Genomic DNA, 9,738 nt, shown 5'->3' with positions numbered 1-9,738 from the left:
CTACTTTTTGCTCAATATTAGGAAGGTTTTAGTCAATTGAAGATTTTTTTGCGCATTTTTATGCGTCAAATTTCGTGAACAGACGATTTTTGCAAAGGTCTCGGCCTTTAAGTTTTTTTAAATATGTCTAACTTTTTGCTGCTTTTACTTTTTCTGCAAACCACAGCGCCGCCGCAGCACCTGCCATATCGGCAATACCGTCCGCGATCGAACCTTGGCGCGTAGCAGTCAGAAATGCCTGGGCCAACTCACTTCCTACTGCAAACAATAAAGCGGCAAGCAGAATGCCTTTATAGGGTATTTCCCTATTCTCTTGAATAAATATTTTTGCGCACAGCCATGCCTGACCGAAGAAAAGTCCGAAATGGCCGACTTTATCAAAATGGGGAAATGGTGGAGCGCTATTGCCACCCTCTTTGAAAAGTAAGGCATAAATGGCAGCGGCAAACCAGATCAAGGCAGCGGCAGTAAATTTGTTTAATGGTAAGGCTTTCATTTGTCGGCCTCTTCATCCAGCCATGTTTGGCAGATATCTGCCAAGCGGACAAATTTCCCACCCCGCACCTTCAAAATATCACGCCATTGTGCCACTTCTTCTGCATCCGGGGCATCTTCAATACTGCATTCGTAAAGGCAGAAGTCTAATGTTTCGCCAACAATGCCTGGGGATTCGGTCTGCATAAGACTGGTCAGTTCGTTCATATTTACTGTTTCTTCGATTGGTTTATCGCTAGCCAGATCGCGCCGTCTGTTTTCAGGCCGTCTGAACATGATGCGCAAGGTTGCCCGTTTGATTCGGGTACGCTTACTTACTGTGTAAAAAACGTGTTGCCTCTTCCCATTCGCCATTTAACACGGCCGGCAATCCTTGCAGGGATTTGGCAATGGAATCATCAATTTGCTGTCTGTGTTCCGCCGACGGTTTATTCAACACATAACCGACAACCAGATTACGGTCGCCAGGATGATCAATACCCAAGCGCAGGCGGTAGAAATTAGGCGTACCCAAACGAGCCTGAATGTCTTTGAGGCCGTTGTGTCCGCCGTTGCCGCCGCCAAGTTTGAATTTGATACGGCCGCATGGAATATCCAGCTCGTCATGAACCACCAAAATCTCCTCCGGCTTGATTTTGTAAAATTGAGCCAAAGCGGCTACTGCCTGACCGGAGCGGTTCATAAAGGTCATGGGTTTGAGCAGCCAAACATCGCCATCCGGCGTAGTGGCGCGCGCTACTTCGCCGTAAAATTTCTTTTCGTCTTTAAAATTGACTTTCCATTTCCACGCCAGTTCGTCCAACAGCCAAAAGCCAACATTGTGGCGCGTTTGTTCGTATTCTTGGCCTGGATTGCCCAAACCGACGATTAATTTAATTTTCAAGCTCATTACTGTTCTTTCAGTTTGACAGGCCGTCTGAAAAAGTTTCAGACGGCCTTTGATTTATTCTTGCCCTGCGCGTTTACGTCGCGCTTCTTTCGGATCAATCAACAATGGACGATAAACCTCAATCCGATCACCATCGCGCAACACAGTCTCGTCTTTCACAGCCTTGCCGAAAATACCCAAAGGCGCTTGCTGTAAATCCAACTCTGGGAACTCCACCTCCAAACCGCTTTTCAAGGTAGCTTCGCGTACGGTTGTACCTTCTGCAACGGTCATGCTCTTCAACACTTGCCTGTCGGCCAGTCCGTAAACAATTTCAATCTCAAGCATAGCGGCGGTCGGCCTCTTTAATAAAAGCATCCACCAGCGTGCCGGCGAGATGGCCAAACACTGGGGAAATCATGGCAGAGAGTACGGCATTGGAAAAATCGTATTCTAATCTGAATTCAACTTTACACATATCATCACCCAAATCGATAAATTTCCAAGTGCCGCGCAAGGTTTTAAACGGCCCTTCGAGCAAATCCATGCGGATTTCCTGCCCCGGGATATTGTGATTGTGCGTCGCAAATGACTGTTTGACGCGCATATAGTCCATAAACAGGCGCGCTTTTAGCTCATTTCCTTTGCGTTCGATGACTTCGGTCTTGCTGTACCACGGCAAAAATTTTGGATAGTCCTCAACTTTGTCCACCAGCTCAAACATTTCCTTAGCGCTATGCAGCACCAATACGTTTTTCTCGACTTTTTTCATGTGGTTGTAGACCTTGTTTTTGAATATTTGGGGTTCAGACGGCATGATTTAGAAAAATATCTGCCCTACTTTGGGACAAAATTCCCAATTTAAACCGCTTCGCCATTTTGTTTCGCTTCCAGCCATTCCCAGCGTTCCAGCTTTTCTAAAAGCAGCATTTCAATTTCTTCAGCCCTGCTTTGTAACACACCTGCTTTTTCGTAATTTTTGAAAATTTCAGGATCGGAAAGCTGGGCATTGATTTCAGCCTGCTCGGTTTCCAAAGCTGCGATTTCATCAGGTAGGGCATCGAGTTCGCGCTGTTCTTTGTAGGAAAGTTTGACCGTGCGGTTGGCTTTGGGTTTGACTTTCTCAGGCTCGGCAACTGCTTTAGGCGCCGAGGCCGTCTGAATTTTATCTTCCCGCGATTTTGCGTCGATATAGTCCTGATAGCCGCCGATATATTCTTTCAGACGACCTTGTCCTTCAAAAACAATGCTTTGGGTAATCACGTTATCAAGGAACATACGGTCATGCGAGACAAGGAATACCGTGCCTTGATAATCACGCAGCAAGTCTTCGAGCAGCTCTTGGGTGTCGATGTCCAAGTCGTTGGTCGGTTCGTCCAAGACTAGGATATTGGCAGGGCGGGTGAAGAGTTTTGCCAGCAGGAGGCGGTTGCGTTCGCCGCCGGAGAGCGATGAAACAGGACTTTGTGCGCGGGCTGGATGGAACAGGAAATCTTCCAAATAGCTCATCACATGCTTTTTCTTACCGCCGACTTCAACGTAATCGTTTCCCTGTCCGAGCGTGTAAAACACGGTGTCGTTTTCGTTCAACGCGCTGCGGAATTGGTCGAAATAAGCAACTTCCTGCTTACTGCCGATACGGATTCTGCCGTAGGTCGGCTGCAATTCGCCCAAAATCAGCTTGAGGAAGGTGGTTTTGCCGATGCCGTTTGGACCGATTAAGCCGATTTTGTCGCCGCGCTGCAAAATGGCGGAGAATTTGTCCATGATGACTTTGTCGCCATAGGCAAACGAGGCATGTTCCAATTCGGCGATGATTTTGCCGCTCTTCTCGCCGCTGTCGAGCTTAAAGTTAACCTGCCCTTGTACATTGCGGCGTTCGGCGCGCTGGCGGCGCAACTCTTCCAAACGGCGCACGCGGCCTTCATTACGGGTACGGCGCGCTTCGATGCCTTTGCGTATCCATGCTTCTTCCTGAGCATGGAATTTATCAAACAAGCGGTTATGTTCCGCCTCGACTGCCAACTCTTGCGCTTTTTTCTCGCTGTATTTGGAGAACGAACCGGGATAGGAGCGCAGAATGCCGCGGTCGAGTTCGACGATGCGCGTGGCGATATTATCCAAAAAACGGCGGTCGTGGGTAATCACAACCAGGCTACCTTCAAACGCTTTAAGCAGGTTTTCCAGCCAAATAATTGCGTCAATGTCCAAATGGTTGGTCGGCTCGTCCAGCAGCAATACGTCGGGCTTCTGCACCCAAGCCTGCGCCAGGGCGACGCGCTTTTTCTGACCGCCGGAGAGGTTGCCGATTTTTTCGTTTTCCGGCAAACCGAGTTCGCCCAAAGTCTGCTTCACGGCCGCATCCAGCTTCCAGCCATCCTTCGCTTCGATTTCAAGTTGCAATTCGTTGAGCTCTTTCAACAAAGCCTCACTCGAACCATTTTCCAACTCATGGCTGACATGATGATAACGGCGCAATAAATCACGAATTTCGCCCAAACCTTCAGCAACAGTATCAAATACGGTTGTTTCCTTATCAAAAAAAGATTCCTGCGGTACATAAACGATTTTGAGATTGTTTTGAACAATAATCTGCCCGTCATCGAGCTTTTGTACGCCTGCAAAAATTTTTAAAAACGAAGACTTACCCGCACCGTTGCGGCCGATTAAACCGATTTTTTCGCCGCTATCGAGTTGAAAAGAAGTTTTGTCGAGCAAGGCAACGTGGCCGACGGCAAAAGAAGCATTTTCTACGGATAAGATATTCATGGGGAAACTTCAAAAAAGAAAAGGGAGACATTTTAACCGATTATCGGCAGATATTTGCCGACAATCATATGAAATTGAAATCATCAGGCCGTCTGAAAGCAGTTTTCAGACGGCCTTCATTATTATTCTTTAACCTTCAAACCAAAATGCAGATAGGCTCGTTCTGTTGCTACGCGTCCGCGCGGTGTACGCTGCAAAAAGCCCTGCTGAATCAGATAAGGCTCAATCACATCTTCGATGGTATCGGTTGATTCGCCAATCGCAGCAGCCACGTTTTCCAAACCGACAGGACCGCCGCTGAACTTGTGCAAAATCGCCTCAAGGAATTTCCTGTCCATCACGTCCAAACCTTGCCCGTCCACATCCAGCATACTCAAAGCCGCATCGGCAATTTCCGCATCAATGACACCGTTGTTTTTCACATCGGCATAATCGCGTACACGTCGCAAAAGGCGGTTGGCAATACGCGGCGTACCGCGGCTGCGCTTGGCCACTTCCATCGCGCCCTCTTCACCCATATCCAACTGCAATAGTTGAGCAGAACGGGCAACAATAGTCGCCAAATCTTTATTCTGATAAAACTCTAATCGGGATACGATACCGAAACGGTCGCGCAAAGGATTGGTCAGCATACCGGCACGGGTCGTCGCGCCTACCAATGTAAACGGCGGCAAATCGATTTTGACCGAACGCGCGGCCGGTCCTTCGCCTATCATGATGTCCAACTGATAATCTTCAAGCGCAGGATAAAGGATTTCTTCAACCACAGGACTTAAACGGTGGATTTCATCGATAAACAGCACATCATGCGGCTCAAGATTAGTCAACAAGGCTGCAAGGTCGCCGGCACGTTCCAAAACCGGGCCGCTGGTTTGACGCAAATTAACGCCTAACTCTTTAGCGATAATGTGTGCCAAAGTAGTTTTGCCCAAACCCGGAGGGCCAAACAGCAAAGTGTGGTCAAGCGCTTCACCACGTTTTTTCGCTGCCTGAATAAAAATGGCCAACTGCTCTTTTGCTTTATCCTGCCCGATATAGTCGTCTAAAGTTTTCGGACGTAAAGCGCGTTCAAGCAATTCTTCCTGAGCGGAAATATTTTGAGCAGTGATAATGCGCTGAGGTTGTGCAGAAGTAAGATTATCAGTTTGTAACATAATGTTTCTAAATTCTAAGACCGTTCCCGACCCGTTGTTTCAGACGGCCCGAACAATCAGACAAAGCGGTTAAATTATGATTTTGGCCATTATACCCGATAAGGCCGAGCCACTTTTCCCTCAAATCTAAATCACACAAAAATTTTCGCTTTCAGACGGCCAAAGCAACGTATAATAAACGGTTGATTCAAATACCTATCGCATTCAGGAGAACACATGAGCCTCAAGCAAAAAGTCATTGCCATCGACGGCCCCAGCGCATCCGGTAAAGGGACGGTTGCCTCACGCGTAGCCGAAGCCTTGGGTTTTCTTTACCTCGACTCCGGTGCGCTTTACCGCCTGACCGCACTTTACGCACAAAAACAAAATGTTGCCTGGACAGATGAAGATGCCGTCAGCACACTGGCAGAAACCTTGCCCGCACAATTTGAAGGTAGCGCCGTATTATTAAACGGCGAAGATGTATCCGAGCAAATCCGTACCGAAGCAATCGGCATGGGCGCATCTGCCGTCGCACAGTTGCCTAAAGTGCGTGCCGCCCTTTTGCAACGCCAACGCGACTTCCTAACTGATAAAGGCTTGGTCGCCGACGGCCGCGATATTGGCTCGGTTATTTTCCCTGATGCCGCATTAAAAATTTTCCTGACCGCAAGTGCCAATGTCCGCGCCCAACGTCGTGCCAAACAACTCGGTATCCCATGCGAAGGCGTTGCATTCGAGCGTATTTTGTCGGACATTGAAGCGCGCGACGAAGCAGACCGCCGCCGCCCTATTGCTCCGTTGAAACAGCTGCCCGACGCCCTTCTTTTAGATACTGATAACCTTTCTATCGAAGAAGCTGTAAAAAAAGTGCTTGATTGGTATCATAAAGTTTAAAATTTGGAGTATAATCGCGAAGTTTTCATTTCAGACGGCCTGTTAACCCTATAACAAGGCCGTCTGAAAACATTTCCCAACCTGCCGCGCCAAGGACGGCAGGTCATTGCAAACCTAACCCGCACCCCTTGGCGGTGTACCGAAAAGAGTATATATGACTATGGAAAATTTTGCCCAGCTGCTGGAAGAAAGCTTTACCCTGCAAGAGATGAACCCAGGTGAAGTGATTACTGCCGAAGTAGTCGGCATCGATCAAAACTTCGTTACCGTTAACGCAGGTCTGAAATCAGAATCTCTGATTGATGTTGCTGAATTCAAAAACGCTCAGGGCGAGATTGAAGTTAAAGTTGGCGATTTCGTTACCGTTACCATCGAATCTGTTGAAAACGGCTTCGGCGAAACCAAACTGTCCCGCGAAAAAGCCAAACGCGCTGCCGACTGGATCGCTTTGGAAGAAGCGATGGAAAACGGCGACATCCTGTCCGGCGTTATCAATGGCAAAGTCAAAGGCGGTCTGACCGTTATGATCAACAGCATCCGCGCATTCCTGCCGGGTTCTTTGGTTGACGTACGTCCTGTAAAAGACACTTCTCACTTCGAAGGCAAAGAAATTGAATTCAAAGTGATCAAACTGGACAAAAAACGCAACAACGTTGTTGTGTCCCGCCGCGCTGTTCTGGAAGCTACTTTGGGCGAAGAACGCAAAGCCTTGCTGGAAAACCTGCAAGAAGGTTCAGTTATCAAAGGTATCGTTAAAAACATCACCGATTACGGTGCATTCGTTGACTTGGGCGGCATCGACGGTCTGTTACACATCACCGACTTGGCATGGCGCCGTGTGAAACACCCAAGCGAAGTTCTGGAAGTCGGTCAAGAAGTTGAAGCCAAAGTCCTGAAATTCGACCAAGACAAACAACGCGTTTCTCTGGGTATGAAACAATTGGGCGAAGATCCTTGGAGCGGCCTGACCCGTCGTTACCCACAAGGTACCCGCCTGTTCGGTAAAGTATCCAACCTGACTGATTACGGTGCGTTCGTTGAAATCGAACAAGGCATCGAAGGTTTGGTACACGTTTCCGAAATGGATTGGACCAACAAAAACGTACACCCAAGCAAAGTTGTTCAACTGGGTGACGAAGTCGAAGTCATGATTCTGGAAATCGACGAAGACCGCCGCCGTATCTCTTTGGGTATGAAACAATGCCAAGCCAATCCTTGGGAAGAATTTGCCGCCAACCACAATAAAGGCGACAAAATCTCCGGTGCGGTTAAATCCATCACTGACTTTGGCGTATTCGTAGGTCTGCCCGGCGGTATCGACGGTCTGGTTCACTTGTCTGACCTGTCTTGGACTGAAGCCGGCGAAGAAGCTGTACGCAAATACAAAAAAGGCGAAGAAGTTGAAGCCGTTGTATTGGCAATCGACGTTGACAAAGAGCGCATCTCTTTGGGCATCAAACAACTGGAAGGCGATCCTTTCGGCAACTTCATCAGCGTAAACGACAAAGGTTCTTTGGTTAAAGGTTCTGTGAAATCTGTTGACGCCAAAGGTGCCGTTGTTGCCCTGTCTGACGAAGTAGAAGGCTACCTGCCTGCTTCCGAATTCGCAGCTGACCGCGTTGAAGATCTGACCACCAAACTGAAAGAAGGTGATGAGGTTGAAGCCGTTATCGTTACCGTTGACCGCAAAAACCGCAGCATCCGTCTGTCTATTAAAGCGAAAGACGCTAAAGAAAACCGCGAAGCGCTGAATTCAGTTAACGCCGCTGCAACTGCCAATGCCGGTACTACCAGCCTGGGCGACTTGCTGAAAGCCAAACTGTCCGGCGACCAAGAATAAGGTTGTAGACATGACGAAGTCTGAATTGATGGTTCGCCTTGCAGAAGTGTTTGCCGAAAAAAATGGCAACCAACTGCTGGCTAAAGATGTCGAATACAGTGTAAAAGTCTTGGTTGATACCATGACCCGCTCACTGGCTCGTGGACAACGTATCGAAATCCGCGGCTTCGGCAGCTTCGACTTGAACCACCGCCCTGCCCGTATCGGGCGCAACCCGAAAACCGGCGAACGCGTGGAAGTGCCTGAAAAGCATGTTCCTCACTTTAAACCGGGTAAAGAGTTGCGTGAGCGTGTAGACTTGGCATTGCAAGAAAGTGCTCATTAATACTTAGTAGCAAAACGCCGCAGAAATGCGGCGTTTTTTTGTTTTCGCAAGAAATACCAAAGCCAGCTCTTTTCACGCATACCTTAATCGCACACTATTTCAACTATATTTACTACAATGCTTTTGCAAAAAACGCAGGCCGTCTGAAATCATTTATAATAGACCGACTATTCTGTAATGAAAACATCATTCCAACTACTGTCCAAACTATTGCGGATGATGTTTCAACTATCGCCAGCAAAGCATAATAAAGGTTACACATGAGCAATAGAGACCAACTATTCACACCACCTCCATTTGAAAACCACAGCCCATTGACTTGGTATCAAGCTGCAGCCGAGCAGCCCAACTTTATCCGCGACGAAGCCCAAGCGCGAGCCATTGAATATTTGGATCGTTTATGGACCGAGCTGATGATGTTCAAACGTAAACGCAACCGTTTTCTTGGCCGTAGCTTGCGTTCCCCCCAAGTACCTAAAGGACTCTATTTTTATGGTGGCGTAGGGCGCGGTAAAAGTTTTTTGATGGATGCTTTTTTCGGCTGCCTCCCTTATCGTCGCAAGCGTCGCGTGCATTTCCATGCCTTCATGGCCGAAATCCATCAACGCCTTAAAGTTTTGAAAAGCGAAGCCAACCCCTTAAAAGCCGTTGCAACAGAAATTGCCAAAGAAACACGCGTATTATGCTTTGACGAGTTCCACGTCAGTGATATTGCCGATGCCATGATTTTGGGCCGTTTGCTGGAAAACCTGTTGAGTGAAGGTGTCGTCTTGGTAGCTACTTCCAACTATGCTCCATCCGAACTCTATCCTCAAGGCCAAAACCGCAGCAGCTTTCTGCCAACCATCGCCCTTATCGAGTCCAACCTGACCGTTTTAAATGTAGATGGTGGCGAAGATTACCGCTTGCGTACGTTGCGTCCTGCTGAAATTTTCTTTGTTCCCAATAATGAAGAAAACGAGCAAAAACTCGCTGCTTTATTTAAGGAAATGAGCGGAATCTCTGAATTAAACCCAGGTATCAGCATTATTCATGGACGGGAAATTCCTCATAAAGCCCAGTCAGAACGCGCCATTTGGTTTGATTTCCGCGCATTATGTTTTGGCCCGCGCTCTCAAGCTGACTATTTGTATTTAGCTGAACATTACGAGATGGTTTTCCTTTCAGGGTTAGAACGCCTAACCCAGCAAGAAAAAGCAGAAGCACGCCGTCTGACATGGTTAATTGACGTTTTATACGATTTCCGTGTGAAGCTGTGCGCTACCAGCGCAGTTGGCGTAAACGATATTTACGTCGAAGGCGATTTTGCAGAAGAATTTACCCGTACGGCCAGCCGTATGATCGAAATGCAATCTGAAGTCTACTTGGAACAACTGCACCTGACTTTAAGCAAATAATGCCTTTCCCAAAA

11 protein-coding genes are annotated in these 9,738 nt (G+C 47.9%); 4 read left to right on the top strand and 7 right to left on the bottom strand.

The features are described from left to right. Positions 1 to 127: 127 nt before the first annotated feature. The 7 genes from HMPREF2872_RS08515 to ruvB all read right to left on the bottom strand — a co-directional run bounded on the left by HMPREF2872_RS08515 (position 128) and on the right by ruvB (position 5,286). Entirely contained in the window at positions 128 to 496 is a 369-nt protein-coding gene (locus HMPREF2872_RS08515; protein WP_070632916.1) for a VanZ family protein, read from the bottom strand. Further along, entirely contained in the window at positions 493 to 702 is a 210-nt protein-coding gene (locus HMPREF2872_RS08510) for a dioxygenase (protein ID WP_070632914.1), read from the bottom strand. The genes HMPREF2872_RS08515 and HMPREF2872_RS08510 overlap by 4 nt, the downstream gene beginning before the upstream one ends. 103 nt (positions 703 to 805) lie before the next feature. Further along, positions 806 to 1,384: an aminoacyl-tRNA hydrolase gene (pth, locus tag HMPREF2872_RS08505; RefSeq protein WP_003683307.1), complete on the bottom strand. Its 579-nt coding sequence runs from the start codon at positions 1,382 to 1,384 to the stop codon at positions 806 to 808. A 54-nt stretch (positions 1,385 to 1,438) separates the two neighbouring features. Next, the gene (locus HMPREF2872_RS08500; RefSeq protein ID WP_049351563.1) at positions 1,439 to 1,711 is read right to left on the bottom strand and encodes an RnfH family protein; all 273 of its coding nucleotides are present in this window, start codon (positions 1,709 to 1,711) and stop codon (positions 1,439 to 1,441) included. Beyond that, on the bottom strand, positions 1,704 to 2,135 hold the full coding sequence (locus tag HMPREF2872_RS08495; RefSeq protein ID WP_003683270.1) for a type II toxin-antitoxin system RatA family toxin: 432 nt from the start codon (positions 2,133 to 2,135) through the stop codon (positions 1,704 to 1,706). Before HMPREF2872_RS08495 ends, HMPREF2872_RS08500 begins: the two co-directional genes overlap by 8 nt. An 89-nt stretch (positions 2,136 to 2,224) precedes the next feature. Further along, positions 2,225 to 4,132 carry an ATP-binding cassette domain-containing protein gene (locus HMPREF2872_RS08490; RefSeq protein WP_070632912.1) on the bottom strand — a complete coding sequence of 636 codons (1,908 nt, stop codon included), beginning with the start codon at positions 4,130 to 4,132 and terminating at the stop codon, positions 2,225 to 2,227. 122 nt (positions 4,133 to 4,254) lie between these two features. Beyond that, positions 4,255 to 5,286: a Holliday junction branch migration DNA helicase RuvB gene (ruvB, locus tag HMPREF2872_RS08485; protein WP_070632910.1), complete on the bottom strand. Its 1,032-nt coding sequence runs from the start codon at positions 5,284 to 5,286 to the stop codon at positions 4,255 to 4,257. 216 nt (positions 5,287 to 5,502) lie between these two features. Between ruvB and cmk the strand changes: the two genes are divergently transcribed. The 4 genes from cmk (at position 5,503) to zapE (ending at position 9,724) form a co-directional block, all read left to right on the top strand. Continuing rightward, on the top strand, positions 5,503 to 6,162 hold the full coding sequence (gene cmk, locus HMPREF2872_RS08480; protein WP_049329639.1) for a (d)CMP kinase: 660 nt from the start codon (positions 5,503 to 5,505) through the stop codon (positions 6,160 to 6,162). A 154-nt stretch (positions 6,163 to 6,316) separates the two neighbouring features. Beyond that, positions 6,317 to 8,002, top strand: a complete 1,686-nt coding sequence (gene rpsA, locus HMPREF2872_RS08475; protein WP_141752863.1) for a 30S ribosomal protein S1 — start codon at positions 6,317 to 6,319, stop codon at positions 8,000 to 8,002. Between the two features lie 10 nt (positions 8,003 to 8,012). Beyond that, positions 8,013 to 8,327 (top strand): integration host factor subunit beta, encoded by a 315-nt coding sequence (locus HMPREF2872_RS08470; protein WP_003678992.1) that lies wholly within the window; start codon positions 8,013 to 8,015, stop codon positions 8,325 to 8,327. 260 nt (positions 8,328 to 8,587) lie between these two features. Further along, positions 8,588 to 9,724 (top strand): cell division protein ZapE, encoded by a 1,137-nt coding sequence (gene zapE, locus HMPREF2872_RS08465; protein ID WP_070632908.1) that lies wholly within the window; start codon positions 8,588 to 8,590, stop codon positions 9,722 to 9,724. The last annotated feature ends 14 nt before the right edge of the window (positions 9,725 to 9,738 follow it).

Source organism: Neisseria sp. HMSC069H12, from assembly GCF_001812735.1.
In the GTDB taxonomy this organism is placed as follows: Bacteria; Pseudomonadota; Gammaproteobacteria; order Burkholderiales; family Neisseriaceae; genus Neisseria; species Neisseria subflava.
Note: the sequence above shows the minus strand (reverse complement) of the source record. Positions and strands in the feature narration are given on the sequence as shown.